Source organism: Streptomyces sp. NPDC006309 (assembly GCF_040613095.1).
Classification (GTDB): domain Bacteria; phylum Actinomycetota; class Actinomycetes; order Streptomycetales; family Streptomycetaceae; genus Streptomyces.
The window spans coordinates 21,490-46,601 of record NZ_JBEXRO010000033.1 but is presented as its reverse complement, the minus strand read 5'-3'; the positions used below and the strand labels follow the sequence as shown (position 1 = coordinate 46,601).

Genomic DNA, 25,112 nt, shown 5'->3' with positions numbered 1-25,112 from the left:
GCCTCCTCGCTCACCCGTCGCTCTCCTCCGTCGTCCCCGGCGCGGCGCGTACCACCTGGACACGGTGGAGCTGTCCCTCGGTGGCGGGCAGCTCCACCCGCTTGCCGAAGTACCACCGGCTGAGCGCGTTGCGGATCCGGTGCTTGTGGAACCAGCGCCACACCTCCGTGCCGTGGGCCCGCGGCCGTGGTACGTCGCGCACGAGGATGCGGTACGCCTCGGACGCGGGCAGCAGCGTCCGCGCCTCCTGGTATCCGCCCTCGGGGCCACGCCGCACCTCGCCGGTCGCCCGTCCCTCCAGCAGACGCCGCCGGTCGGCCGCCTGCAACCCCAGACACGCCCGTTTCGTGGCGCGGTGGACGACGAACGGCACCACGAACAGCGCGGTACGGAAGGTGTACGTCAGCACCTCCAGCCGGACGTCGAAGACGTGCACCATGACGTCCTGCCCGCCCGCCATGAGCAGCACGGCGTACGCGGAGACGGCGGCGGCACCCAGCGCGGTGCGGGTGGGCTGGTTGCGCGGGCGGTCGCACAGATGCTGCTCGGGGCCCGGCCCGGTGATCCACCGCTCGAAGAACGGATAGGCGTACAGCACGAGGAACAGCGTCGTGGGCAGCACCACGGCGGGCAGGAGGACGTCCCAGACGATCGTGTGGCCGGCGATGTCGGTCTCCGCGCCGGGCATCAGGCGCAGAGCGCCCTCCAGGAAACCCACGTACCAGTCGGGCTGAGCGTCGATGGACACCTGGTCGGCACGGTAGGGGCCGAAGCTCCACACCGGGTTGATCTGCATCACCGCGGCCATCAGGGTGAGCACGCCCGCGACGACGAAGAAGAGGCCGACGGACTTGGCCGTGTACTGCGGGAAGAACGCCTTGCCGACCACGTTGCGGTTGGTCCGGCCGGGCTGGGCCCACTGGGTGTGCTTGTGGTGGATGACGAACGCCAGGTGCACCACCACCAGCGCCAGCAGCAGCCCGGGCAGCAGCAGGATGTGGGCCACGTACAGGCGCGGGACGATCTCGTGTCCGGGGAACCGGCCGCCGAAGACGAAGAACGCCAGGTACGTGCCGACGACCGGGATCGACAGCACGATGCCCTGGGCCGTGCGCAGGCCGGTCCCCGACAGCAGGTCGTCGGGGAGCGAGTAGCCGCAGAAGCCCTCCAGCAGCGCCAGCATGAACAGGGTGACGCCGATCGTCCAGTTCACCTCACGGGGACGCCGGAAAGCGCCGGTGAAGAAGATCCGCAGCATGTGCACGCCGATCGCGGCGACGAACACCAGCGCGGCCCAGTGGTGGACCTGCCGCATCAGCAGGCCCCCGCGCACCTCGAAACTGATGTGCAGTACCGAGGCGTACGCCTCCGACGTGATCACGCCCTCCAGCGGGAGGTAGGAGCCGGTGTACGGCCGCTCCGTCATGTCGGGGTGGAAGAAGAAGGTCAGGAAGACGCCCGTGACCACCAGCACCAGCAGGCTGTAGAGGGCGATCTCGCCGAGCAGGAAAGACCAGTGGTCGGGGAACGCCTTGCGCAGGAACCGCTTGCCCGCCGAGGCGACCGGCAGCCGCCTGTCGAGCGCGCTCACCACGCGCTCCCCGCGCGAGGCGGGCCGGGCCGGCCCGTCCTCGTGAGACACCGTCACGCTGCGATCGCCCTCCTCCGCCCGGCCCTGCCGACTGCGCACCGCGTCCGGCCGTTCACCGCCCGTTCCGAGCCTGGCACGGGTGCCCCCGGCACGCGCGGCCGAAATCGCGGCAGGGGGACCCGCGGTGGACGCCGGCCCTGGTTTGCGGCGCGCTCCCGGGGCTACCCGGCGCCGCAGGACCGCTAGGCCCGGAACGCTGCGGGAGGTCACGTGAGCGGCGTCGCCCAGTTCGTCGCGGCGCGTCTGCGCGCCTGGGACGTGGACCGGGTGTTCGGCGTGCCGGGCGGAGCCGTGGACCCCCTGGTCAGCGTGCTCACCGGTGACTCGCCGACGCCCGAGTTCGTACAGGCGCGGCAGGAGGAGTCGGCCGCGCTGATGGCCTGCGCCCACGCCAAGCTCACCGGAAGGACGGGCTGCTGTCTGGCCCGGTCCGGACCCGGCGGACTGCGCCTGCTCAGTGGCCTGTACGACGCGGCGCTCGACCGGAGCCCGGTGCTGGCGGTGGTGGGGGAGGAACCGGTGCCCCCGGGCGTGAGCGACCGGCGGCGCGCCGTCCCCGCCTCCCAGCTCTTCGCCCAGGTGTCCGAGTACTCCGAGCGGGTCACCGACCCGGCTCTCGTCGCGGACGCGCTGGACCGGGTGCTGCGCGCCGCGGTGAGCGGCCGGGGAGTGGCCACACTCATCCTGCCCCGCGCCGTGCTGGAGGCCGAGGCGCCGCCCGGGCCGCACGGTGACCAGGAGGCCACCGCGTCCCCCCTGCACCTGAGCCCGCCGGTGCCGCCGCCGGACCGGCAGGTGCGGCGAGCGGCGGACCTCCTGAACGACGGCCGCCGGGTCGCCGTCGTCGTCGGCCCGGACGCCGCCGAAGGGGCCGGCCGGGTCGAGGACATCGCGGAACTGCTCGGCGCGGGTCTCGCCAAGACGCCCCTGGGCCGCGACGTCGTGCCGGACGACCTCCCCCATGTCACGGGAGTGGCCGCCACCCTCGGCAGTGCGCCCGCCGCCGCCCTGGTCCGCGACTGCGACACCCTGCTCCTGGTCGGGGCGCACGACTTCGACACCTGTCTGCTGCCGGACACCGGCCCCCGGCACGTCGTCTGCGTCGACGCGGACTCCGGTGCCTGCCCCGTGGCCGACGCGGTGCCGTCCGCCGTGCGGCTGACGGGGCACGTCGCCACGGCTCTGGACGCACTCCGTCCCCTGCTCCGGCGCCAGGCCGACCGCCGGTGGCGCGCCGATGTCGAGGAGGCGGTGCGGGAATGGCATGCCGAGGGGCGGACCAAGGCGCGGCGCTTCTTCGGCATGGCCGTCAGCCCCCGCTCCGTGGTCGCCGAGCTGTCCGCGCGGCTGCCGGAGCGGGCCGTCGTCGTGACCGACTCGGGGACGGCCCTGGACTGGTGGACGCGGCACCTCCAGCTGCGCGACGGCATGCGCGCGGCCCTCTCACGGCATCTGGGCACCCCCGGCGCCGCCGTGCCCTACGCCCTGGCGGCCCGTCTGGCCTTCCCCGAGCGCCCGGTGATCGCCCTGATCGGCGACGGGGCCCTGCAAGCCGGCGGCATGAACGAGCTGATCACCGTGCGCCGGCACCTCGAACGCCTCGCCGATCTGCCGCCCACACTCTTCTGTGTCCTGAACAACGAGGACCTCAGCCGGCTGACCTGGGAGCGCCGGACGGCCGCCGGTGATCCGCGGATCCCGGCCACCGGGGGGGTGCCCGCCGTGTCCTACACGGACTACGCCGGGCTTCTCGGCCTGCCCGCCACCCGGTGCGAGCGGCCCGGCCAGGTAGCCCCCGTCTGGCGGGACGCGCTCGCCGGCAGGGGGCCCATGCTGCTGGAGTTCCTGGTGGACGGCGACATGCCCCCCGACTGGGCGGAACCGGCGGGACACCGGGGCGCCGCGGAGCCGGCACTCCGGTCCGCCGGTACGGGCGCGTGGCGCAGGAAGATCGCGACGACGGTGAGCGACCTGTTCGGCTCCGCCTGACGGTCGCGCGACGGCCACGACGGCCACGACGGCCACGACGGCCACGACGGCCACGACGGGCGAACGGCGGTCGAGCGACGGCCACGACGGGGTGAACGGCGGTGCGCCGCGGCTCGGCCGCCGCCGGGACGCCGGTACGGGGGAGACGCTCCGGCCGACACGTACAGGCGCCGGACACGGCCGCTCGGAGCACCACGAGGACCGCTTCGGGAAGTCTTGATGGGGGAGGAGGCGGCTGCCCGGTGGCCGGTTCCCCCGGCCGGGAACTCCACGTCCCGGCCCCGGCCTTACCGCTCTGTCGGGCCGTCAGTCCCCGTCGCCGGTCAGACCGAGTTCCGGTGACCCCGCCGGCAGTGCCCTGCGCACCGCCTCCGGCGTCGCGATGCCCGGGAGGATCTGCTGCCACCAGGAAGTCAGGCGCTCGTGCAGATCGCTGAGGCCGCACTTGACGTGGGAGAGCATCTGGATGCCGGTGAAGGAACCGACCACGCTCGCCGCCACATCCTCCGGAACGACGTCCTCCCGGAGCTCTCCGGCGCCCTGGGCACGCACCAGTTCCCGGCCGAAGGCCCGCAGCCACCAGTCGTACAGGTCGGAGTCGTTCGTCTGGAAGGTGCCGCGCTCCACCGTGAGCCTTATGCTCGCCCGGAACAGGACGTCCGTGCGCAGCCGTTGGGCCAGGAGCTGGGTGAGGTCGATGACCTGCTGCAAGGGGGACACCGACGGCGTGCGGGGTTCGACCGGGACCTCGGTCTGGGCGGCCATCACCCCTCGCGCGATCTCCTCCTTGGACTTGAAGTGGAAGTACATGGCCCCTTTGGTGACGCCACTGCGCTCCTGGATCTCGTTGATGCTGGTCGCCGCGTAGCCCCGTTCGTCGAAGACCTTGGCCGCGCCGACCAGGAGCCTTCGTCTGGTTTCGATCGCTCGTTCCTGTTGCGCCATCGTGTGCTGACCTCGTTCCCGGACATGTCAGGTTCATGAAGTGACTGGTTGCATGCCCATAAAACAAAACGTACGTTGGGTATTGTATGGCTCAACAGTCGTTCCTTACCATCTGCATCCCGGCGGGCCGCTGAGTGGTGCCCCTGGGAAGCAGCGTAGACAGGAGCCGCGTGACATGTCGGTCGACCTTTCCGAGCCCTTGGCCCTCACCACCCGCACCACGTCGCTCACCGGACGCCCACGCCCCCTCTCCTTCGAGCAGACGGCACCCCGCGACCTCGTCCACCGCAGAGCGATCGGGGAGGTGCTGCTCACCGACTGGATACGCCTCGGCGCGAACCGCTTCGCGATAGGAGCCCAGTGGCCGCGCGGCCACGGCTTCTACCGGCCCGTCGGCGGGCGCTGGCACGATCCGCTGCTGGCCGCCGAGAGTATCCGCCAGACATCCTCGCTCGTCAGCCACCTCTTCTACGACCTGCCCCGCGATCATCCGACGCTCATGACGGAGCTGAGCATCGACCTCCGCGCGGACGCCCTCGCGCTCGACGGCCACCCGGCCGACGTGGAACTGACCGTCGACTGCACCGGCGTGACCTTCCGCGGCGGCCACCTCGCGGGCATGACGATGGACGTCGGTCTCGCGCGGGGGCAGGTCCCCCTGGGCCGCGGCCGGATGACCCTCAACTGTCTGCGGCCCGCGGTCTACCGGCGGCTGCGGGGCGCGCACGCCGAGGTGCCCGACAGCCTGCCCGAACCGCCCGCGCCCGTCCCTCCCCACGAGGTCGGCCGGGCCGTCGAGGCCGACGTGGTGCTCGGCCGGCCGCCGGCGGACCACGGCACGCAGGACGCGCGCGAGGGAGTCTGGCCGCTGCGCGTCAACTGGGCGCACCCCACCCTCTTCGACCACCCCACCGACCACGTACCCGGGATGCTCCTGATGGAGGCCGCGCGGCAGGCCGCGCAACGCCTCGCCGGCCCCGGCGCCGCCCTGCTGCCCGTGATGACCAATCACTTCCACTCCTACGTGGAGTTCGACGCCCCCTGCCTGGTCCGGGCGCGGCTGTCCGACGGCGACGGCACCCGCGCGGTGCGAGTGACCGCCGAACAGGACGGCGCCCTCGTCTACGAGTGCTTACTCGCCGTCCACGGCACGCCGGCGCCGTCGGGCGGCGCCTCCCGGTGAACCGCCCCCGCGTCCTCGTCACCGGCGGGTCCGGTTTCATCGGCGGTACGGTCCTGCCGCTCCTGCGAGCCGAGGAAGTGCGGGTGCGCGTACTGGCCCACCGGCGCCCCCCGTCCCGGGGGCGGCACCTCGAGGTCGTGGACGGCGACCTGACGGACCCGGCGTCCCTGCGCGGTGTCTGCCGCGGTGTGGACCGGGTGCTGCACCTCGCCTCGTACATCGGCAAGGACGAGCAGCGCTGCCTCGCGGTGAACGCCGACGGCACACGCCATCTGCTGGCCGAGGCCCGGCGGGCGGGGGTGAGCGGGTTCGTCCAGCTGAGCACCGCGGCGGTGTACGGCAACGGGCCCTTCCGCGGGACGGCCGAGGGCGAGGCGGAACCGCGGCCCGTATCGGCGACCAGCCGCACCCGCCTGGCCGGTGAGCGGCTCACGCTCGGGGCGGGCGGCGCGGTCCTGCGGCCCTACCTCGTATACGGCCGGGGCGACCAGTGGGTGATGACGGGCCTGCTGCGGATGCTGCGTGCCCTGCGCTCGGGACTGCCGGAGAAGGGCTCGGCGCTGCTGTCGCTCACGGAGGTCGGCACTCTCGCCGCCGCGCTCACCCGCCTGGCGCTGACCGCGCCGGCGCGGCAGGCGGCCGGCGTCTTCCACGCGTGTCCGCCCCGGCCGGTCAGCCTGCGCGAGCTGGTCGCGGCGACGCACCAGCACCTCGGCTTCCCGCTGCTACGCGGCGATCAGCCGTTCGAACGGGCCCGGCAGGAGCTGGTCGCCGCCGGGTGCGACGGCCACCTCCTGGACCTGTTCGGGGTCGACCACTGGTTCGACGCGACCCGGCTGCGCACCGTGGGCGGCTGCGCCCCGGGGCCCGGACTGTCCGCGGGCCTGGCGGCCCACGCCGCGTGGTACCGGGAGCGGTTGCTCTGACCCGGGCTCCGGCTCACGGGGACCCGGGGGAGTGACGCAGGACACACACCGGAAACCTCCTCGAAAAACAATCCGAACGTTAGGCTTTCTATGAAACAAACCAAACGTTTGGCTTAGACGCGCGATCCTGTCCCCCTTCCAAGGAGAGAACCGTGCCCTCACCGATCGTGGTCGTGAGTGACGCACTGCCCGGCGACACCGTCGCCGCCCTAGAGGTCACGTGCGAGGTACGGCACGTAGACGGCCGCGACCGCCCGGCGCTGTTCGCGGCTCTGCCGGACGCCGATGCCCTGATCATCCGCAGCGGTACCCGGGTCGACGCCGAGGTGCTCGACCGAGCGCCACGGCTGCGCGTCGTCGCACGAGCGGGCGTCGGCCTCGACAACGTGGACACCGCCACCGCCCGGGCCCGCGGCATCACCGTGGTCAACGCCCCCGACTCCAACACCGTGAGCGTCGCCGAACTCACCGTGGGCCTCATCGTCGCCTCGGTGCGCCACGTCAAGGCCGCGACGCGCTCCCTGACGGACGGGGAGTGGCGCCGGTCCGACTTCGTCGGCGCCGAACTCGCGGGCCGGACCCTCGGCATCGTCGGTTACGGCCGCGTCGGCAGGCAGGTCGCCCGTCGGCTGGCCGCGTTCGACATGCGCATCCTCGCCCACGACCCGTACGCGGACACCGCCGGCGGCGACGTGCGCGTCACCGGGCTCGACGAACTGCTCGCCTCCAGCGACGTCGTCACCCTCCACCTGCCGAAGACCCCGCAGACCACAGGACTCGTCGGCGCCCGCGAACTGGCCCTCATGAAGCCGACCGCGCTCCTGGTCAACACCTCCCGCGGCGGCATCGTCGACGAGGACGCCCTCGCCCGGGCACTGCGCGAAGGGCGGCCGGCCGGCGCGGCACTGGACGTCTTCGCCACCGAACCCCCGGGCCGCTCACCGCTGCTCGCCCTGCCGAACGTGCTCGGCCCCCGCACCTGGGAGCCGGCACGCACGACGCACAGCTCAGGGCCGGACGGGAGGTCGTCCAGAAGGTCCTCGCGGAACTGGACCCGCTGCTCCGCCCCGCGCCCACCGCCGCCTGAGCGACCGCACCCGCATCGCCGGAGCCCCCCATGTCTGCTGCCCCCACAGCCGCGACCGTGCGCGCACTGATGCCCAGAGCCCGCGAGGACCTCGCGGAACTGGTCGCGCTGCGCACCGTCGCCCGCACCCCCTCCCAGGACCACTTCCACCGTGCGGCCCGCCGGATCGCCGCCCTGCTCGCGGACGCCGGCCTCCCCGAGATCCGGCTGCTCCCCTTCGAGGACGGCACCGAGACGGTCTACGCCCGCCGTCCCGGACCACCCGGAGCGCCGACCGTGGCGCTCTACGCCCACTACGACGTCGTGTCCGCGCAGGACGAAACCGCCTGGAGCTCACCCCCGTTCGAGCTGACCGAACGCGACGGCCGCTGGTACGGCCGCGGCAGCGCGGACTGCAAGGGCAACGTCGTCATGCACCTCACCGCCCTGCGCGCACTCCAGGACGCCCTGGCCGGCGAGCCGTACCCCGGCCTCGACCTCGTCGTCCTCGTCGACGGCTGCGAGGAGCCCGGCGACGCCGACCTGGAGAAACTGCTGCGCGCGCACCCGGACCTGCCCACACCGGACGTCGTCGTCGTCGCGGACACCGGGAACGCCGCCTCGGGCACCCCCACCGTCACCACCTCCCTGCGCGGCATGGCCGTGGTGGAGGTCGAGATCTCCACCCTGTCCAGGACCCTGCACTCGGGCCAGTACGGCGGGCCCACCCCCGACGCGCTGACCGCCCTGATCAGCCTGCTGGCCACACTGCACGACAGCCAGGGCACCCCGTGCCTCCCAGGACCGGAGACCGCCGTGCCGGCCCCGCGGGCGAACACCGCGCGGTACACCGAGGCCGACTTCCGCGCCGAGGCCGGCGTACTGGACGGCGTCGCCCTCCTGGGCGTCGGCACCATCGCCGACCGGCTGTGGAACCTGCCCTCCGTCACCGTGCTCGCCGTGCAGTCACCGCCCCTCGACGACGCCGTACCCGCGCTCCTGCCGTCCGCGAAGGCACTGCTCAGCGTCCGGACCCCGCCCGGCGCGGACGTCTCCCGGGTCCACGAGGCGCTCGCCGCCCATCTGCGCGCCCGCACACCCTGGGGAGCGCACCTGGACATCCGGCGCGTCACCAGCGGCCCGTCCTTCCTCGCGGACACCGGCGGAACGGCCCACGCCCTGATGCGCGACGCCCTGCGCGACGCCTTCGGCACCCAGCCCCTGGAGGTCGGGGCCGGCGGCTCCATCGCCGTCTGCTCCGCCTTCCGGACGCTCTACCCCGACGCCGAGATCATCCTCTGCGGCGTCGAGGACCCGCCGTCGAACATCCACGGCACGGACGAAAGCGTCAGCCCGGCGGAGATCGCCGCCCTGGCCCATGCCGAAGCCCTCTTCCTGCGCCGTCTCGCCGCCACCCGGCCGGACCCGCACCGGCCCGGCGGCGGCGTGACCCGCACCCCGCCGAACGGACAGCAGGAGAACCGATGATCTACCAGCGCGCCTGCGACATCGTGACCGACGACGTCTTCCTGGAACTCGACGGCCTCCTCCCCGGCAGCCACCTCTTCCTCAAGCTGGAGGGGATGAACCCGGCCGGTTCGGTGAAACTCAAGTCCGCGCTGGGCATGGTGGAGGACGCCGAACGCAGGGGCAGGCTGTGGCCCGGCGGCCGCATCGTGGAATCCTCCTCCGGCAGCCTCGGCATCGCCCTCGCCGTCATCGCCGCGGCCCGCGGATACCACTTCACCTGCGTCACCGACCCGAACGTCTCCCCGCAGAGCCTCGCCCTCATCCGCGCCCTCGGCGCCGAGGTCGTACAGGTCACCCGGCGGGACCGCAACGGCGGCTACCTCGGCACCCGGATCGCCCGCATCCGCGAGATGACCGACGCCGACCCGGGCCTGGTGTGGCTCAACCAGTACGCCAACCCCGCCAACGCCCGGGCCCACGCGCGGCGCACGGCGACCTCGATCCTGAAGAACATCGGGCACGTCGACGTCCTGGTCGTCGGCGCCGGCACCACCGGCACGCTCATGGGCTGCACACGGCACTTCCGGGCGTTCTCGCCGTGGACGCGGATCATCGCGGTGGACACCACCGGATCGGTCACGTTCGGCGGTCCCCCCGGCCCGCGCCACATCCCCGGTCTCGGCACCAGCCGCCGCCCCGAACTGTGCCGGCCCGACCAGGTGGACGACGTCGTCCTCGTCGAGGAGTCCGACGCCGTCCGCATGTGCCGGCGCCTGGCCCGCGAACACGGCCTGCCCGTCGGAGGATCCACCGGATCCGTGCTCGCGGCACTGGAGACGATCGCAGGCCGGATACCCGCGGACTCGCGCGTCGTGGCGCTCTCCCCGGACATGGGCGACCGCTACGCCCAGACGATCTACGACGACATGTGGGTCGCCGCCACCCTCGGCACCGACGTCCTCGACAGCACCCGCACCCGTCCCGTGGCCGTCTGACCAGCCGCCGGCACACCCCCACCCACCCGGTAACGAGAGAAGAGACCCGCATGTTCGACTTCCATGTGGTGGGCGGCGCCGCCCTGCGCGCCCTCATCGACGTCTCGCGCCCCGACATCGTCGAGACGGTCCGCGCCGCCTACCTCACCCACGACGCCGGCGACTCGGTCAACCCCAACAGCTACTTCCTGCGCTTCCCGCAGAAGCCGGACGCCCGCATCATCGCGCTGCCCGCCCACCTCGGCGGCGACCACAGCGTCTCCGGCATCAAGTGGATAGCCAGCTACCCCCGCAACATCGAACGGAACATCCCCCGCGCCTCCGCCACGCTGCTCCTCAACGACTACGAGACGGGCTACCCCTTCGCCTGCCTGGAGGCGTCACAGATCAGTTCCGCCCGCACCGCCGCGTCGGCCGTCCTGGGCGCCCAGGAACTCACCGGCGGACGCACGGCGGACCGTGTGTGCGTGGTCGGAGCGGGCGTCATCGCGCGCAACATCGCCGAGTTCTTCGCCGCCCAGTCGTGGTCCGTGGGCCGCTTCGTCGTCCACGACCGGGAGGCCTCCTACGCCGCCGCCCTCACCCGGCGCATCAGCGGGCTCGGCTACCGGGCCGAGCAGGAGGACTCCTTCGCGCGCGCCACGGCCGATGCCGACATCGTCGTCTTCGCCACCACGGCGCCCGAACCCTGGGTCACCCGGGCCGACGCCTTCGCCCCCGGACAGACCGTGCTGAACATCTCCCTGCGGGACCTGGGCCCCGAACTCGTCGCCGGCGCGCAGAACATCCTCGACGACGTCGACCACTGCCTGACCGCCGACACCTCACCTCACCTGGCCGAACAACTCTACGGACACCGCGAGTTCATCGACGGCACCCTCGCGCAGGTGCTGCGCGGCGAGATCACCCCGGCAGCCGACCGGCCGCGGATCTTCTCACCCTTCGGGCTCGGCGTCCTCGACCTCGCGGTCGGACACCGCCTCTACCGGCAGGCCGTCGAGAAGGACCTCGCCGTCTGCGTGCCGGGCTTCTTCGGCGAGACACAGCGCTGGAGCTGACGCACGCGCTCACCCGCCCGCCCGACGAAAGGCATCCCGTCATGCCCCACATCACCGCCACCGCGCTCCGGGCCCCCGCCCCCGCCCGCGAGGCGGAACTGGCCGCCCTCGCGGCCGGCCACGCCCAGCGCTTCCCCTGGTACCGCGACCTGCTCCTGCGCCGCGGCGCCCTGGGCTCCGGCGACTCCTCCGACCTCCCCCTCGTCGGCACCGGCCTGCTCGGCGCGCACTACTACACCGCGGAGCACCCGCAGCTGCCGGACGCCTCCGCCTACCTCACCTCCGGCACATCCGGCGGACAGCGCAAGCGCATCCTCTACTCACCCGCCGACGACGACGCCTACGTGGCCCACCGGCGGGCCCTGTTCGACGAGTTCACCCAGGACGTGCCGCGCGGCGCCGTCGCGGTCGCCGACCTCGGCACCGGCCACGCCGCGGCGTCGGCACGCCGCGTCTTCCTCGAACTCGGCTTCGAGGCACACGACATCGACTTCACCCGGCCGGTGGACGAGCACGTGAAGAAGCTCAACGCGTGGCAGCCGCAGGTGTTCTTCACGATGCCGATGATCCTCGACCGGCTCCTCCAGGCCCGTCCCGGCCTGGACATCCGGCCCCGCAAGATCATGGTCGTGGGCGACGTCGCCCCGCCGGCCTGGCGCGCGCACGTCGCCGAACACTTCGGCCTGCGGCCCGAGGACGTCCTGGACGTGTTCGGCTCCATCGAGATCGGCGCCATCGCGTACTCGTGCGCGGACACCGGCCTCTACCACTTCCACGACCACATCCTGCCCGAGGTACTGCCTCCCGAGGACCTGCCCGGCCTCACCGAGCACGACCGGGTGCCGTCCCGGCGGGAAGGCAGCGGAGCGCTGCTGCTCACCTCCTTCGCCCGCAGCTACTTCCCGGCCGTCCGCTACGTGACCGGCGACGCCGTCACCGGACTGCACCGTATCCACCACGCGGGCCGCGAGGTGTTCGCCTTCGAACGCATCGACGGACGCCTCGCCGGCGACCTCAAGCACGGCGAACGGATCAGCAACCACGACCTCACCCAGATCATGGCCGAGGTCTTCCCCGGCCGCCCCTTCGAAGCGGCGGACGACGACGGCCTGGTCATCCGGGTCGTCGCGGACACGATCGGCGAAGGACAGCTCGCCGCCGTACGCACCGCCATCGACCGGCAGGCGCCGGACGTCGCCCAGATGATCGCGTCGGGGCTGGTCGGACCGGTCCGCGTGAGGGCCGTCCCACCGGACGGACTGCGGTCCGGACACGCCAAGCGCCGCCTCGACCTGAAGGAGGGCTGACCGGTGTGCGGAATCGCCGGAACGGTGTCCCTGGGACACACGTCCGTCCACGCTCCCTACGCGCCGGCCGCCTGCGCCGCCATGGCGCACCGCGGCCCCGACGAGACGGGTTCCTTCGCCACCGCCGAAGCCGCCCTGGCCATGTGCCGGCTGAAGGTCATCGGCCTCCACGACGGCTCCCAGCCCGTCTTCAGCGACGACGGCACCGTCGTGTGCGTCCTCAACGGCGAGATCTACAACCACCAGGAGCTGCGCGCGTTCCTCGCCGCCCGGGGCCGCCCGGTGCGCGGCGGCAGCGACGCCCAGATACTCCCGCACCTCTACCAGGAACTGGGCGAACGGTTCGTCGAGCGGCTGCACGGCATGTTCGCCGTGGCTCTCTACGACACCCGCGCGGGCCGGCTCCTGCTGGCCACCGACCGGGTCGGCAAGAAACCCCTGTTCTACGCGGTACCCGACGGCGGCGGCGTCGCGTTCGCCTCGGAACTGCCCGCACTGATGCTGCACCCCGGCATCAGCCGGGACACCGACCCCGTCGCCGTCGACCAGTACCTCAGCTACCGGGTGGTGCCCGCACCCCACACCATCTACCGGCAGGTACGCAGGCTGGAGCCGGCCACCGTGCTCGTCCTGGAGCGGGGCCGCCCCGAACGCCGCCGCACCTACTGGCAGTTCGCCTTCACCGCCGAGCTGACCGACACGCCGGAACAGGAGATCGACGACCGGATCGACGCCCTGCTCCAGCAGGCGGTGCACGACCGGCTGGAGTCGGAGGTGCCGCTCGGCGCCATGCTCAGCGGCGGCCTCGATTCCAGCCTGGTGGTCGCCATGGCCACCCGCCAGCTCGGCCGGCCGATCCACACCTTCTCCGTCGGCTTCGAGAACGAGGCGTTCGACGAGTCCGTGTACGCCCGCGCCGTCGCCGAGCACTGCGGCACCCGGCACCACGTCTACCGGATCGGCGCCCCGGACGCGAAGGAGGCCGTCGACACCATCCTCAGCCACATGGGAGAGCCCTACGCGTTCCCCTCCGCGATCGCCGCGTCCTGCATGTACAAGCTGGCGCGGCAGCACGTCACCGTGGTCCTCACCGGCGACGGATCCGACGAGATCTTCTGCGGGTACGGCCGCTACCAGCGCCTGCGCGATCTGCGCGGCGGCGGTGACCTCGCGGACCGCTACGAGAGCGTCCTCGTGGACGGCGTACCCGGGCCGCTCAAGAACCGGCTGTACGCCGCAGGCTTCGCCGACCGGATCCCGGGCCACCCCCACAACTACCTCCGGGCGCGCTTCGGCCGCACGGACCCCGCCGTCCCGGACCTGGACCGCGCCATGCAGGTCGACAGCGGATTCTGGCTGTACGACGCGCAGCTGGTGAAGATCGACAGGATGTCGATGGCCCACTCCGTCGAACCCCGCAGCCCGCTCCTCGACCACCGGCTCATCGACTACGTCACCCGCATCCCCGCGGCACGCAAGCTGATCGGCGCACACGAGAAGGCCCCCCTCAAGCGCGTGGCGGCCCGCTACCTGCCCCGGCAGATCCTGGAACGCCGCAAACAGGAGCTGGCCGTGCCCCTGGAAAGCTGGCTCGGCACCGAGCTGCGCACCACCATCAGCGACACCCTGCTGTCCGAAGCCTCCCTGGAACGCGGCTACTTCGACCCGGACGCCCTGCGTTCCCTGGTCCACGAGGCCCGCCCGGAGCACAGCTACGCGCTGTGGACGCTGTACATGCTGGAGCGCTGGCACCAGCTGAACGAGAACAGCGAGGCCCGCGAGACGGCCGCCGTCGCCCACGTCTGACCCCGGCACGCCACCGCGGCCCCCTGCGCGCACCCGTACCCCCACCCCCGCGAAGGAATGTCTCCATGTCATCCTCTGCCGCACTCCTGAACACCCCGCCCATGCCCGCCGAAGGCGTCCGGCTGAAGCCCGCCTTCGACGCCGGCCGCCTGCTGCGCGAACTCACCTCCGTACGCGAGCACACCTGGGAACAGCAGCGCGTCTACACCGAGGACGGTGTCGGCGCCGCCACCGAGGTCGACTGGCGGTGCCTGGCCCTGCGCAGCCCGGGCGGCGACGGCGACCGCACCGACCCCGGCGGCCCCGGCCCGCAGGACTTCGCGGACACCGTGTGGCTCGACCGCATCCCCTACGTCCGCGAGGTGCTGGACTCCATCCCCGCCCCGCTGCACGCCGTACGGTTCATGGCCCTCGGCCCCGACACCGTCGGCATCGACCACACCGACCCCAAGTACGGGCCCCGCTGGGGCGTCGCGCGGCTGCACGTGCCGGTCGCGACCAACCCGGACGCCGTGCTCGTCCTCGACGGTGTGGAGCACCGCTGGCAGCCGGGGGAGTTCTGGTTCGGCGACTTCAGCCGCACCCACCGGGTGCAGAACACCGGCACCGAACCCCGCGTCCACCTGGTCATCGACGTCCTGGTCACCCCCGGCCTGGCCGCCCTGTTCCCGCAGGACTGGCAGGCGTACTTCCGCGACGGGGAGATCCTCTTCAACCGCCAGGAATGCCCCCAGACCCCGGACGAACGGCGCCGGCTCGCCACCCGCTTCCCCGTCCCGGCCACCTTCCACCTGTGGGAGGCCGACACCCCGCTCTCCGCCGACCAGCCCCAGGAGACGGCGACGCTGGCCGAGGACGGCGAACAGATGACGCTCCGGCTGCCCGGCGACCGCGTCTTCGCGCTCGTGCATCTCGGCGACAACGAGTACCGCCTCGCCGGCTGGAGCGAGGAACGCACCCTCCAGGTCTTCCCCGACGGGCCCGAACCCCGGGTCGTCCTGCGCACCCGGGAGGGCAGCCGGGTCCACGAGCTGACCGTCACCGCCGAGCGCCTCGCCGCCTGAGGCCACCACCGTGCGGGGCGCGCCACACCCGCGCCCCGCACCCGACAGAGGGAAACCATGACCGCCTTCCGCGACAGTGGTCCGCCGCCCGGGGCGGACGCCGCTGACACCCACCGGCCCGCCGTCGTCGTCATCACCGACCTGGTCGTCCTCGCCAAGCACCTGCGCCTGCTGGACGCGGCCGGACGACGCGGGCTGACCCCGCTGTTCGTCTTCGGACCCGAGACCCCCGCCGACGAACTGGCCCGGCACCGCCGCGACCCGCACCACCCGCTCTCCCGCCTCGCCGACGACCAGGTCCGGCACGTCACGGACACCTCGCTCGACACCCTGCTGCACGGCGTCGCGCCCTGGCTGCGCGACCGGCAGGTGCGCGCCGTCCTGAACGTCGGAGAGGTCTTCGTGGAGGCCGCCGGCGCTCTCGCCCGGACACTCGGGCTGCCCGGCCCCGGCACCCATGCCGCGCGCGTCTGCCGCAACAAGCTGCTCCAGCGGCTGGCCGCCCCCGCCCTGGCACCGCGCTGGACCCTGCTCGACCCTGCCCGCACCACCGCACCGGAAGGCTGGGACACCTTCCCCGCCGTCCTCAAACCGGCCTCCCGGATGTCCAGTTCCGGCGTCCGCGCGATCACCGGACCGCACGCCCTGCCCCCGCTGCTGCCCGGTTACGGCCCCGGCGAACTGCTGCTGCTGGAGGAACGGATCGCCGGCGCCGAGTTCTCCGTCGAGAGCCTCGTGCGCGACGGCGCCGTGCTCTGGGCGGGCATCACGGCGAAGGACACCAACGAGTCCGACACGTCCTTCTTCACCGAGACCGGGCACACCTCACCCGCCCCGCACCTCACCCCGGCGCAGGAGAGCCTGCTGCTCGACGCCAACACGGAGTTCCTCCGGGCCGTCGACTTCGGCACCGGCATGAGCCACACCGAGTTCCGGCTGACCGCCGGGAACCGCGTCGTGCTGATGGAGGCCGCGGCGCGTCCGCCCGGCGACGCCATCACCCGCCTGTGGCGCCTGGCCACCGGCATGGACCTGGACGCCGCCCTGCTCGACCTCGCGCTCGGCACCGAGCCGGCCACCGCACCGCCCCGGCGCCGGGCCCGGCAGGTCTACCTCGACCACCCCCGCGGACTCCTGGCGGACGTGACCGCCGAGACGGCACCGGTCCACTGGGTCGGCGAACAGGGCCGGTGGCCCGACCTGCCGCCGGCCGCGCAGGGCACACCGCCCCGGGACCACGCCGTCCTGGTGAGCCGCCACCGCGGCGACCTGCTCGGCGACCAGTCCGACTCCCAGGGGCGGTCCGTCTCCGTCGTACTGGACGGCCCCCTCGACGCCGACCTCGACCGCGCCGCGCACGAGGCCGCCCGACGAGTGACGATCCACACCGTGCCGCCCGCCGCCGCGCCCGACACGCCCGCCGCGACCCCGGCGCCCACCGGGGAGGCCGTACGGTGACCGGCCGTCCCGCCACCGCACCCGGCGCCGGTGCCGGCACGCGCACCGCGCGGGACGCGGCGAACGCACGAGCGGTGGCGCGCCTCGTCGAGGCGCGCCCGGTGCTGGAGACCGTCGCCCCCGCCGCCGAGGTCGTCCCCGGCATGACCTCCCGGACCATCCTGCTCTCCGGACCGCCGATGCCCTGGCAGCGGTACGAGGGCGGTCAGCGCCGCGCCGTCATCGGAGCCGCGCTCCACGAGGGACTGGCCCGGGACGAGGCCGAGGCGGACGCCCTGCTCGCCGACGGCACGATCGCGCTGCGCCCCTCCCACGACCATGCGACGGTCGGCTCGCTCACCGGCGTCTGCACCGCGTCGATGCCGGTGGCCGTCGTCCGCGACGAGACCTCCGGCCGGTACGCGTTCTGCCGGATGAACGAGGGCCCCGACCGGGCCTCGCTCACCTTCGGCGTCTGGGACGACGGGGTCGACACCCGTCTGCGACACGTCCGCGACGTCGTGTCACCCGCGCTCGCCGAGGCCCTCGACCGCATGGGCGGGCTGCCGCTCGGCCCGCTCATCCGCCGGGCCCTGACCATGGGCGACGACCTGCACAGCCGGCACAAGGCCGCCGCCGCGATGCTGCGGTCCGCGGTGCTCGACGCCGTGCTGGACCTGTCCCACAACGGCGTCACCGAACGCCACCGCGCACTCGCCGCCTACCTGCGCTCGGCCGAGTACCTCTTCCTGCACTTCGTGATGGCCGCCGCGAAAGCCGCCGCCGACAGCGCCTCCGGCGTCCCCGGCAGCACGCTCGTCACCGCGATGAACCTCAACGAGAAGGAGTTCGGCCTCCGCGTCTCCGGTCTGGGCGACCGCTGGTTCACCGCCCCCCTCCCACCGGTGTCCACCCTGCGCGGCCGGCTCTACGACGGCTGGACCACCGACGACCTCGCGTACGTCGGCGGCGAGAGCCTGATCACGGAGACCGTCGGCCTCGGCGGCATGGCGGCCGCGGCCGCCATGCCGCTCCAGGACCACTCCGCCGGCACACCGCGGGAGATGCTCCGCCTCACCGAGCGCATGTACCGGATCACCCTGCGGGAACACCCCGACCACCGCATCCCCGCCCTCGCCTACCGCGGCACGCCCTGCGGCATCGACGTGACGCGTGTCGCCGAGACCGGGATCGTCCCCGCGATCCACCTCGGCGCGACGCTGCGCGACGGCGGCCACGCCGGCGCCGTCCTCTTCCACCCGCCGCTGGAGCCCTTCCGGCAAGCCGCGCGCCTGCTGTCCGCGCCGTCCGCCGGCACCCCGCCCACCACCGCTTGACCCGGAGATCCACGTGACCCCCTCACCCCCCTCCCGCCAGGACACGGACGCCCCGTCCCCCGCCGCCACCGCCGACGGCCCCGACCGGCCGGCCGCGCCCGCCGCCCTCCTCGGCCCGATGCGCAGCTGGCTCGCCGTCGTGGCCGTCGGCATGGGCGTCTTCGCCTTCACCACCACCGAGATGGTCCCCATCGGACTGCTCCCCGCGATGAGCCGCGACCTGAGCGTCTCCGAGGGCACCGTCGGCCTCTCGGTGACCCTGTACGGCGCCATCGCCGGCTTCTTCGCACCCGTCCTGACCGTGGCGACCCGCCGGCTCGACCGCCGCCTGCTGCTGATGCTGGTGCTCGCGGTCTTCGTCGCCGGCAACGCCTTCACCGCGCTGTCGTCGTCGTACGCCGTCCTCATGATCTCGCGGCTGCTGACCGGTTTCGCCCACGGTGTGATGTGGTCGATCGCCGCGAGCATCGCCATCCGCCTGGTGCCGCCCGCCCAGTCCGTGCGCGCCACGGCGGTCGTCTTCAGCGGCATCTCCATCGCCTCCGTGGTCGGCGTGCCGTTCGGCACCTTCATCGGCAGCCTGTCCGGCTGGCGCACCGCGTTCTGGGCGATCTCCGGGATCGGTGTCCTGATCCTCGCCGCGGCGGCCGTCCTCCTGCCGCCCCTCGCGCCGCGCGCCGTGGTGCGCCTGGCCGAACTTCCCCGGCTGCTGCGGGACGGCAACCTCCGCATCGCCACCCTCGTCACGGCCGCCATGGTGATCGGCCACTTCGCCGCCTACACCTACGTCACACCGTTCCTCGAACAGGACGCCGGCATCCCCTCCCACTGGGTCAGCGCACTGCTGCTCCTGTACGGCGTGGCCGGTGTCGTCGGCAACTTCGCGGGCGGCGCCGCGGCGGGGCGGGCGCTGCGCGCCACCACGCTCACCTGCATCCTGCTGCTGGCCGCGGCCGTCGTCCTGCTGGTGGTCAACGGCCGGTGGCATCCGGGCACCGTGATCCTGCTCCTGGTGTGGGGCATCGCATACACGGCGCTCCCCGTCTGCCTCCAGACCCTCGTCTTCGCCAGCGCGCCCAAGGCTCCCGAGGCGGCGACCTCGCTGTACATCTGCGCCTTCAACGTCTCCATCGCGCTGGGCGCGCTGGCCGGCGGCTGGTTCGTGGACGCGTCCGGCCCGTCCGCGGTGATGTTCCTCGGCGCCGGCTTCAGCGTGTGCGCCGCCCTGCTCATGACCCGGTACCGCGTCACCCGGCCCCAGTAGCCGCCGGGGCCCGCGACCCGGTGCCCGCCGCACCCCCTACCGGAGGCATCCATGACACCATCACCGGCCGGACCGCCCGTCGACCTGCGGTCCGACACCGTCACCCGGCCCGACGCCCGGATGCGCGAGGCCATGGCCCGCGCCGAGGTCGGCGACGACGTCCTCGACGGCGACCCCACCATGCGGGCCCTGGAGGAGCGGGTCGCGGCGATCCTCAACACCGAGGACGCGCTGTGGGTGCCCAGCGGCTCGATGGGCAACCTGATCGCGCTGTGCGTGCACCTCGAACGCGGCGACCGCTTCCTCGCCCCCGACCGCGCGCACATCCTGGACCAGGAGGTCGGTACGGCCGCGTGGCTCGCCGGAGGCATGCCCCGCGCACTGCCCTGGACCGCCGGCCCCGGAGTGCCCGGCCCGTCCGACATCACCCGGGCGGTCAGCCGCGGCGGACCGTACTTCGCCCTGCGGGACCGGCTGCTGTGCCTGGAGAACACCCACAACGCGGCGGGGGGCACGGTCACCACGCCGGCGCAGCACCGCCGGCTGACCGACACCGCCCACGAGGCCGGGCTGCTCGTCCACCTCGACGGCGCCCGCCTCTGGAACGCCGCGGTGGCCCTCGACGTGCCCCCCGCGGAACTGGCCGCCGGCGCGGACACCGTCCAGGTCTGTCTGAGCAAGGGCCTCGGCGCACCGGTGGGTTCCGTGCTGGCGGGCGGCACGGAGTTCGTACGGGAGGCGCGCAGGGTCCGCAAGATGTTCGGGGGCGGCGTCCGGCAGGGCGGCATCCTGGCGGCGGCCGGCCTCGTCGCCCTGGAGCGCGCCGGCCGCCTCGCCGAGGACCACGAACACGCCCGGCTGCTCGCCGCCGGGCTGGCCGACCGCGGGTGGAAGACGGACACCCCGCAGACCAACATCGTCATGCTGCCGGCCGACGACCCGGTGCACACCGTCTCGGTGCTCGCCGGGCGCGGTGTGCTCACCGTGCCCACCGACGACGGCGTCCGCATGATCACGCACCGCGACGTCTCGCGCCGCGACATCGGCCGGGCCCTGGAGGCCTTTCCGCCGCCCGGCTGACCCGCGCCCCGGGCGCGGAGGTCTCCGAGGGGAGACCTCCGGCGGCCGACGCCAGACGCCGAACGCGAGTCACCCGCCGATCCTCATCACCGGGAGTCCCATGCCGCCATCGAGTACATCGCGCGCCCGGACCCACCACGGCGACGCGGGACCCCCGCCCCCGACGCGCGAGGGGACCGTGCCCCCGCGGAGCGCGGCCCGCACCGGCGCCCTGCCGCTGGCGGGGGCCGTCGCCGGGGGCGGTGCGCTCGCGCTGGAGTCCGTGGTCAACGGCAGGCTCGGGGAGCACGCCGGGCCCGTGGCCGCGGCCGCCTGGTCCAACACGCTCAGCCTGTGCGTCGCCGCCGCGGCGGCGTGCGTCCTGTCAGGACTGCGGCCGGCGTTCACCGCCCTGCTCGCCGCGCTGCGCTCCCGCACCCTGCGGCCGTGGCACTGCCTGGGCGGCGTCGCGGGCGGCAGCATGGTCCTCACGCAGGCGCTGACCGCCGCCGCGCTGGGCCCCGCCTCCTACACGCTCGCGCTCGTCTCGGGCCAGACGCTGTGCGGAGTGGCGATGGACCACCTCGGCCTGGGCCCGGGCGGCCCACGCCGTGCCAGCGCGCGCCGGCTCGCGGGCGGTCTGCTCGCCGTGTGCGCCGTCGCCCTTCCGGCGCTGGCCACCCCGGACGCGCACCGCACGCTCGCGCTCGCCGTACTGCCGTTCCTCGCGGGCTGCGCCCTGTCCTGGCAGATGGCGGTGAACGGCCGGGTGGACGAAGCCGCGGGGCAGCACCCCTATCCGGCCGTCCTCCTCAGCTTCGCCGCCGGCACCGCCCTGATGGCGGCCGCCGTGGCGGCACTCGCGGTGTTGTCCCGGCTGCACCGGCCCCAGCCCGGCCCGCCGTGGCACTACACCGGCGGCCTGCTGGGCTGCGTGGTCGTCCTGACCGCGGTGCTCACCGTGCGCCGCATCGGCGTTCTGGCCGCGGGGCTCGGGATGATCACCGGCCAGGTGCTGGGCGCGCTCGCCCTGGGCGCGCTGACGGGGGAGACGGCGAGCCACCAGGCTCCGGCCGCGGCCGGAGCCGCACTGCTCATCGGTGCCGCCGTGCTGGCGGCTCCGTCCGACACCCGACCCGGTCCGCTCGCCTCCGAGGCGGCGGACCGTCCGCTCGGCAGGAGAGGAAACTGACCTCCCGTGCCACGACAGCAACGCGCCATCCGATCACGCGACTCCATCATCCGGGCCGCGGCCCTGGTGGTGGACCGCCACGGTCTGAAGGCCGCGACTCTCGCCAAGGTGAGCGAGGCGGCCGGCCTCTCCGTCGGCGCGGTCTACTTCCACTTCGCCGACAAGGACACGCTGGCCTCCGCGCTGGAGCAGGAGGCGCAGCGGGCGCTCGACCGGCTCGCGACCGCGTCGGCGGGCGGGGCCGGCCCGGCGCTGGCGGTCCTGGTGGACACCACCCGCGAACTCGCCGGCCTGCTCAGCCGGGACGTGGTCGTACGGGCCGGTTTCCAGGTCAGCTGCGACCGGGCGGAAGGAGATGTTCCGGTCCTGCGCCGGCGACTGGCCGCTCTCCTGCTGCGGCTGCTGGAGGACGCCCGGAGCGACGGAAGCCTCGCGCCGGGTGTCGCAGTCGACGGCATCGTCGCCACCGTTCTCGCCGTCACCATCGGCGTGCAGATCCTCTCCCGCCAGCCGGGTGCGGCACGGGACATGCCCCAGGTGCTCGACCGCTTCTGGCAGGCCACGCTGCCCTCGCTGACCACCGGGCCCCCGGCGACACCACCCCGCGGCCCCCTGGTGGCCGACGGGGGAGCGGGCGGCCCGGCGGGCTGAGACCGGCCACCTCCGCGCGCCGCTCCACGACACGGTACGGATGTTCCGGCGCTGCGGTACGCGCGGACGCCGCGGGGTCGACACGGCGGCGTCCGCGTCCGCGGGCCGGCCGCGCGACGCCGTCGTCCCCGCGGGCGCACGGCATCCGCCCGGTCACGCCGGACCGGCCTCCGGCAGACCGGTCTTCGGTAGACCGGCCTCCGGCAGACCGGCTCCCGACCAACCGGCTCCCGAGCCGGGGCGGCCGGCCCGCCGGAGTGCCTGCTCGATGTGACGGGCCAGACCCTCCGGATCCTGCGCGTGCGCGAGGTGGCCCTGACCCGGCATGGTGACGACGCGGGCACGGGGCAGAGCCGAGGCGATCACGGCGAACACGTCCCCGTACGGCGGCACGCCCGCGTTCTCGCCTCCCTGCAGCAGCGTGACGGGGAGGTCCAGGGCGCCGAACGCCGACAGGTCGACAGGGTGGTCGTTGAGAGCGGTCAGTTCACTGGCCAACGGGGCGGCCAGCGGTTTGAGGGTCTGCCAGGCGGTGCTCCGGCGCAGTCGCGTCACGTACTCCTCCGAGAACCCGGACACGTCCCGGTTCACGATCTCCACGGCGCGGTCCAGATCGTTCGCCTCGGCCGCCCTCCGCAACGCCGCCAGCGCACCCCGCCCGAAGGGCCGTACGACCGGTTCGTAGAGGGCGAGCGAGTGGACGGTCCGCGGGTGCCGCGCCGCCGCCTCCAGCGCGAGCAGTCCACCGAAGCTCCAGCCGAACAGATCCACCCCCCGGTCCGCGTCCTCGGCGGCGACCAGTTCCTCCAGGACGCGGACCAGGTCGTCGATCTCGGTGCGCATCGAGTAGCCCGGGCCGAGCGCGCCGCTGGGCTCGCGCCCCCGCCGGTTCAGCACATAGACCGGTCCCGCCACGTCCAGTGCGTCCACGACCGGCTGCCACGCGGCGGCGTCGGCCATGACACCCGGCACGATCAGCAACGGCCTGCCCGAACCCGGACGCCGGGTGAGGGCGAGCGGGACACCCTCGCGTTCCACGAGCTTCAGCACGGTGCGGCTACCTCCTGAACGGCCTGACGCCGCGGACGGACGTACATGGCATCTACAACGAGGGGCCGCCGGCGGAGAAACGACACGTTCCGGCCAGCCGTCACCGCGACGGGCAGCGGCGCCGCTCGTCAGCCGTCTGCGGGCGGGAGGCCGCGGATGGTGGTGCGGAAAGCGATGGGGCTCTGTCCGGTCCGCTCCTGGAAGTACTTGCTGAAGTTGGTGGCGCTGGAGAACCCCAGCTGCCGGGATATCCGTACGGCGCTCTGATCGCCGTGGGCCAGGAGGCGTTTGGCCTCCAGTACGAGGCGGCGGTCGATGAACTCCTTGGCGCCGACGCCGGTGGCGGCCAGGGACGCGCGGGTCAGCGTGCGCGCCGAGTAGCCGAGGCGGCGGGCGTAGTCCTCCACCCGCCGGGTGCGGGAGAAGTCCTCCTCCACGGCGTCACGGAAGCGCAGGAACGTCTCGTCGGGCTCGGTCCGCGGGCCGCCCGCCGGCGGGCCGAGGTGGGACAGGCGCAGGACGAGGACGGCGAGCAGATGCCGCAGCGCGGCGGTGTGCACGCTGAGCGGCAGGCGGCCGAAGGCCTCGAACTCCACTCTCAGATGGTCGCGGGCCATGTCCAGCCGGCGGCCTTCCCGGGCGTCGGGCTCGAGGGCGACCGCCGCGTACGGATCGTCCAGGCGGGCGGCGGCGGCCGTGGCCGCGTCGAGGAACGAGGCCTCGAACAGCACGGCCGTGCCCTCGGTCGCGTCCATGGCGTGCCACTGCTGGACCTGGCCGGGGCGCACCCACAGCCAGGTGCCCGGCCTCATCACATAACCGGTGAAGTCGACCGAGTGCCGCAGTACGCCACGCGTGGGGGCGAGCAGATGGTGGAAGGAGGGGCGTTGCGGCCCGGTCAGACTCCGCGCCGGCAGACGCGACCGCAGCAGCGCGAAGGACATGACCTCCACGCCGGAGGGGACTCCCGCGGGGGCCGTGAAGGGAACCTCACGAATCTCTCTTCCGGTTCCGCTCCCATGCTGTCCGTTTTTGACCATCATCGGTCGTCACCGTACCCGGCTCGACGTCTTCCCAGCTCATAGCTTGGCCGTGTGCCCGAGTGCGGGCGCTGTCCGGACCCCGAAACGTGTCCGGATCGTGTCCGCAACGCTGCCCGCCCTTCCCGGCCGCCATGATCGGACGCCGTATCGCCGCCGAGGCCGTGCGCCGCGGTCACCACGTGGTGGCCGCCTCCCGCTCCGGTGCGGCGCCGCTGGACCATGCCCTGCTCACGGGCGCGGCCGTGGACGCGAGCGCTCCGGAGCAGGTGGCGGATGCGGTCAGGGGCGCGGACGTGGTGGTGTCCGCGCTCGTGCCGCCCAGGGACGGCAGCGACCCGCGAGCCGTTCGCGGCCCTGAACGAGGCCTTCCGGAGGGCGTGCGCAGGGGCGGTGTACGACGGGTCGCTCTCGGCTCCGCCCAGGAAGGCCGGCGCCGCATCGGCGCGGGCCCGCGGACACGGCGGCACGGGCAGCGGGTTGCAGCAGCTGAGCAAGGCGGAGCTGTACCAGCGGGCGACCCGGCAGGACGTTGCCGGCCGGTCGAGGATGAGCCGCCAGGACCTCATCGACGCCCTCGCCCACAGCGGGCGCCGCCGGAAGAGGAGCGCGGCCTGAGCGC

General features: G+C 73.6%; 21 protein-coding genes and 1 pseudogene. 18 read left to right on the top strand and 4 right to left on the bottom strand.

Features of this window, described 5'->3' with window-relative positions:
• Positions 1-10: 10 nt before the first annotated feature.
• Positions 11-1,642: a ubiquinol-cytochrome c reductase cytochrome b subunit gene (locus ABZ117_RS30810; protein ID WP_356825508.1), complete on the bottom strand. Its 1,632-nt coding sequence runs from the start codon at positions 1,640-1,642 to the stop codon at positions 11-13.
• Between the two features lie 219 nt (positions 1,643-1,861).
• Here ABZ117_RS30810 and ABZ117_RS30805 point away from each other — a divergent pair, with 219 nt between their 5' ends.
• A complete protein-coding gene (locus tag ABZ117_RS30805) occupies positions 1,862-3,640 on the top strand; it encodes a thiamine pyrophosphate-binding protein (RefSeq protein WP_356825462.1) in 1,779 nt (592 codons plus the stop codon).
• Positions 3,641-3,946: 306 nt separating this feature from the next.
• On the opposite strand, the gene ABZ117_RS30800 is transcribed toward ABZ117_RS30805, so the two are convergent.
• Positions 3,947-4,585, bottom strand: a complete 639-nt coding sequence (locus ABZ117_RS30800; protein ID WP_356825460.1) for a ScbR family autoregulator-binding transcription factor — start codon at positions 4,583-4,585, stop codon at positions 3,947-3,949.
• 175 nt (positions 4,586-4,760) lie between these two features.
• Here ABZ117_RS30800 and ABZ117_RS30795 point away from each other — a divergent pair, with 175 nt between their 5' ends.
• The 15 genes from ABZ117_RS30795 (at position 4,761) to ABZ117_RS30725 (ending at position 22,400) form a co-directional block, all read left to right on the top strand.
• Positions 4,761-5,768: a ScbA/BarX family gamma-butyrolactone biosynthesis protein gene (locus ABZ117_RS30795; protein WP_356825458.1), complete on the top strand. Its 1,008-nt coding sequence runs from the start codon at positions 4,761-4,763 to the stop codon at positions 5,766-5,768.
• Positions 5,765-6,694, top strand: coding sequence for an NAD-dependent epimerase/dehydratase family protein (locus ABZ117_RS30790; protein WP_356825456.1), 930 nt, complete (start codon positions 5,765-5,767; stop codon positions 6,692-6,694). The genes ABZ117_RS30795 and ABZ117_RS30790 overlap by 4 nt, the downstream gene beginning before the upstream one ends.
• A 152-nt stretch (positions 6,695-6,846) precedes the next feature.
• Positions 6,847-7,851 carry a hydroxyacid dehydrogenase gene (locus tag ABZ117_RS30785; protein WP_356825454.1) on the top strand — a complete coding sequence of 335 codons (1,005 nt, stop codon included), beginning with the start codon at positions 6,847-6,849 and terminating at the stop codon, positions 7,849-7,851.
• The gene (locus ABZ117_RS30780; RefSeq protein ID WP_356825452.1) at positions 7,812-9,248 is read left to right on the top strand and encodes a M20/M25/M40 family metallo-hydrolase; all 1,437 of its coding nucleotides are present in this window, start codon (positions 7,812-7,814) and stop codon (positions 9,246-9,248) included. Before ABZ117_RS30785 ends, ABZ117_RS30780 begins: the two co-directional genes overlap by 40 nt.
• Positions 9,245-10,225, top strand: coding sequence for a 2,3-diaminopropionate biosynthesis protein SbnA (gene sbnA / locus ABZ117_RS30775; RefSeq protein WP_356825450.1), 981 nt, complete (start codon positions 9,245-9,247; stop codon positions 10,223-10,225). Before ABZ117_RS30780 ends, sbnA begins: the two co-directional genes overlap by 4 nt.
• A 50-nt stretch (positions 10,226-10,275) precedes the next feature.
• Positions 10,276-11,283, top strand: coding sequence for a 2,3-diaminopropionate biosynthesis protein SbnB (gene sbnB / locus ABZ117_RS30770; protein ID WP_356825448.1), 1,008 nt, complete (start codon positions 10,276-10,278; stop codon positions 11,281-11,283).
• A gap of 41 nt (positions 11,284-11,324) precedes the next feature.
• Positions 11,325-12,590 (top strand): hypothetical protein, encoded by a 1,266-nt coding sequence (locus ABZ117_RS30765; RefSeq protein ID WP_356825446.1) that lies wholly within the window; start codon positions 11,325-11,327, stop codon positions 12,588-12,590.
• Between the two features lie 3 nt (positions 12,591-12,593).
• Complete coding sequence (gene asnB, locus ABZ117_RS30760; protein WP_356825444.1) at positions 12,594-14,396, top strand: asparagine synthase (glutamine-hydrolyzing); 1,803 nt, start codon at positions 12,594-12,596, stop codon at positions 14,394-14,396.
• 65 nt (positions 14,397-14,461) lie between these two features.
• On the top strand, positions 14,462-15,460 hold the full coding sequence (locus tag ABZ117_RS30755; protein ID WP_356825442.1) for an aspartyl/asparaginyl beta-hydroxylase domain-containing protein: 999 nt from the start codon (positions 14,462-14,464) through the stop codon (positions 15,458-15,460).
• A 57-nt stretch (positions 15,461-15,517) separates the two neighbouring features.
• Positions 15,518-16,918: an ATP-grasp domain-containing protein gene (locus ABZ117_RS30750; protein WP_356825440.1), complete on the top strand. Its 1,401-nt coding sequence runs from the start codon at positions 15,518-15,520 to the stop codon at positions 16,916-16,918.
• Complete coding sequence (locus tag ABZ117_RS30745; RefSeq protein WP_356825438.1) at positions 16,915-18,234, top strand: DUF1116 domain-containing protein; 1,320 nt, start codon at positions 16,915-16,917, stop codon at positions 18,232-18,234. Before ABZ117_RS30750 ends, ABZ117_RS30745 begins: the two co-directional genes overlap by 4 nt.
• A 13-nt stretch (positions 18,235-18,247) precedes the next feature.
• The gene (locus tag ABZ117_RS30740) at positions 18,248-19,498 is read left to right on the top strand and encodes an MFS transporter (protein WP_356825436.1); all 1,251 of its coding nucleotides are present in this window, start codon (positions 18,248-18,250) and stop codon (positions 19,496-19,498) included.
• A gap of 51 nt (positions 19,499-19,549) precedes the next feature.
• Positions 19,550-20,578: a GntG family PLP-dependent aldolase gene (locus tag ABZ117_RS30735; protein ID WP_356825434.1), complete on the top strand. Its 1,029-nt coding sequence runs from the start codon at positions 19,550-19,552 to the stop codon at positions 20,576-20,578.
• Positions 20,579-20,756: 178 nt separating this feature from the next.
• On the top strand, positions 20,757-21,749 hold the full coding sequence (locus tag ABZ117_RS30730) for a DMT family transporter (protein ID WP_356825432.1): 993 nt from the start codon (positions 20,757-20,759) through the stop codon (positions 21,747-21,749).
• Positions 21,750-21,755: 6 nt separating this feature from the next.
• Positions 21,756-22,400 (top strand): ScbR family autoregulator-binding transcription factor, encoded by a 645-nt coding sequence (locus tag ABZ117_RS30725; RefSeq protein WP_356825430.1) that lies wholly within the window; start codon positions 21,756-21,758, stop codon positions 22,398-22,400.
• Between the two features lie 153 nt (positions 22,401-22,553).
• Here ABZ117_RS30725 and ABZ117_RS30720 read toward each other — a convergent pair whose 3' ends face one another.
• Together ABZ117_RS30720 and ABZ117_RS30715 are read right to left on the bottom strand one after the other, a co-directional pair.
• Positions 22,554-23,450 carry an alpha/beta hydrolase gene (locus ABZ117_RS30720; protein WP_356825428.1) on the bottom strand — a complete coding sequence of 299 codons (897 nt, stop codon included), beginning with the start codon at positions 23,448-23,450 and terminating at the stop codon, positions 22,554-22,556.
• 128 nt (positions 23,451-23,578) lie between these two features.
• The gene (locus ABZ117_RS30715) at positions 23,579-24,490 is read right to left on the bottom strand and encodes a helix-turn-helix transcriptional regulator (RefSeq protein ID WP_356825506.1); all 912 of its coding nucleotides are present in this window, start codon (positions 24,488-24,490) and stop codon (positions 23,579-23,581) included.
• A 134-nt stretch (positions 24,491-24,624) separates the two neighbouring features.
• On the opposite strand from ABZ117_RS30715, the pseudogene ABZ117_RS30710 reads away from it, so the two are divergent.
• Positions 24,625-24,852 (top strand): annotated as a pseudogene (locus ABZ117_RS30710) (NAD(P)H-binding protein); the annotation flags it as partial.
• 31 nt (positions 24,853-24,883) lie between these two features.
• Complete coding sequence (locus tag ABZ117_RS30705; RefSeq protein WP_356825514.1) at positions 24,884-25,108, top strand: Rho termination factor N-terminal domain-containing protein; 225 nt, start codon at positions 24,884-24,886, stop codon at positions 25,106-25,108.
• Positions 25,109-25,112 lie beyond the last annotated feature (4 nt).

Coding starts and splice junctions, on each gene's coding strand:
- ABZ117_RS30735 (WP_356825434.1), top strand. CDS start 19,550: ATGACACCATCACCGGCCGGACCGCCCGTCGACCTGCGGTCCGACACC.
- ABZ117_RS30795 (WP_356825458.1), top strand. CDS start 4,761: ATGTCGGTCGACCTTTCCGAGCCCTTGGCCCTCACCACCCGCACCACG.
- ABZ117_RS30755 (WP_356825442.1), top strand. CDS start 14,462: ATGTCATCCTCTGCCGCACTCCTGAACACCCCGCCCATGCCCGCCGAA.
- sbnA (WP_356825450.1), top strand. CDS start 9,245: ATGATCTACCAGCGCGCCTGCGACATCGTGACCGACGACGTCTTCCTG.
- ABZ117_RS30750 (WP_356825440.1), top strand. CDS start 15,518: ATGACCGCCTTCCGCGACAGTGGTCCGCCGCCCGGGGCGGACGCCGCT.
- ABZ117_RS30800 (WP_356825460.1), bottom strand. CDS start 4,585: ATGGCGCAACAGGAACGAGCGATCGAAACCAGACGAAGGCTCCTGGTC.
- ABZ117_RS30780 (WP_356825452.1), top strand. CDS start 7,812: ATGTCTGCTGCCCCCACAGCCGCGACCGTGCGCGCACTGATGCCCAGA.
- sbnB (WP_356825448.1), top strand. CDS start 10,276: ATGTTCGACTTCCATGTGGTGGGCGGCGCCGCCCTGCGCGCCCTCATC.
- ABZ117_RS30765 (WP_356825446.1), top strand. CDS start 11,325: ATGCCCCACATCACCGCCACCGCGCTCCGGGCCCCCGCCCCCGCCCGC.
- ABZ117_RS30715 (WP_356825506.1), bottom strand. CDS start 24,490: ATGGTCAAAAACGGACAGCATGGGAGCGGAACCGGAAGAGAGATTCGT.